Source organism: Sphingomonas antarctica (assembly GCF_965137005.1).
GTDB lineage: Bacteria > Pseudomonadota > Alphaproteobacteria > Sphingomonadales > Sphingomonadaceae > Sphingomonas_O > Sphingomonas_O antarctica.
This window is the reverse complement of record NZ_CBCRXM010000047.1, coordinates 1-985: the sequence shown is the minus strand read 5'-3', so window position 1 is coordinate 985 and position 985 is coordinate 1. Positions and strand designations below refer to the sequence as shown.

The 985-nt window shown below is 57.6% G+C and carries 1 protein-coding gene; it reads left to right on the top strand.

The genetic code is table 11. The features are described 5' to 3' along the window. Window positions 1-195: 195 nt before the first annotated feature. Complete coding sequence (locus ACM9ME_RS15405) at window positions 196-672, top strand: DUF4142 domain-containing protein (RefSeq protein WP_415644342.1); 477 nt, start codon at window positions 196-198, stop codon at window positions 670-672. The last annotated feature ends 313 nt before the right edge of the window (window positions 673-985 follow it).

The following is a 985-nucleotide window of genomic DNA, read 5'->3' as shown; positions in this document are numbered from 1 at the left end:
CATCCGACTGACAGCTCCCTAACAATCAAGCTGGACCACTCGGTGGGGGCCGGTCACGCCGCCGGAGATCCGAACACAGCAGCAAATAGACGCATGGTCGATAACACCGTTCCACCCGTGGGAATGTAATCTTTTTCGGAACGGAAGCCGTCGCCAGTCGTACTCGCGAAAGCAGCATTTGCTAGGGAGAGTGACATGAAAAGGTATCTTGTAGGGGCGCTGGTGTTGAGTTTACCCACGGCTGTAATGGCACAAGCAATTCCTGCGTCGACTTATTTGATTAAGGCTGGCGCGAGTGACCTGTTCGAGCGTCAATCCGGGACGGTGATGTCTTCGTCGCGAAACCCGAAGGTGAGGTCTTTCGCCACCATGATGGTGAGGGATCACGGCCAAAGTACTGCCGAGGTAAAGGCAGCAGCCCGTGCGGCCCACCTCGCTCCGAAGGCGCCGCGCCTCGACACTATGCAGGCACGCAATTTGACGGCATTGCGCAACGCCCGCGGCGAGGCGCGTGACCGATTGTACATCGAACAGCAAAAAGCAGCGCATCAGGACGCGCTTGCCTTGCAGCAGGGGTATGCGACGGACGGTCGCGTGGCGCCGCTGCGCAGGGTTGCAGGTAAGATTGTGCCGGTCGTGCAGCATCACATCGAAATGCTGTCCTCTATGTAATTTAAGGGGCTTGGGTCATATTGATTCAAGCCCCGATCGGCTCAGGACGCCCGGTGCTCTGCTTGCTGGGTGACCTCGACCTGCAAGTCGTCGCACTGCTCTGTCGGCCCAACGCGGCAGCTCAACTCGTGCGCTGTCAGACTGCGTCAATGAGCCGGACATCTCAAGCCAAGCCAGCAAAGGCACCAAGTGCTGGTGAGTTTGGAAATACCGTCCGAATAGCTATCGGGCACCTTCGTATCCGGTGATCTTAACCGCATCTCGGAAATTAAGCCGAGCCACCTCCAGATGATGCTGATCCTGGATGATCACA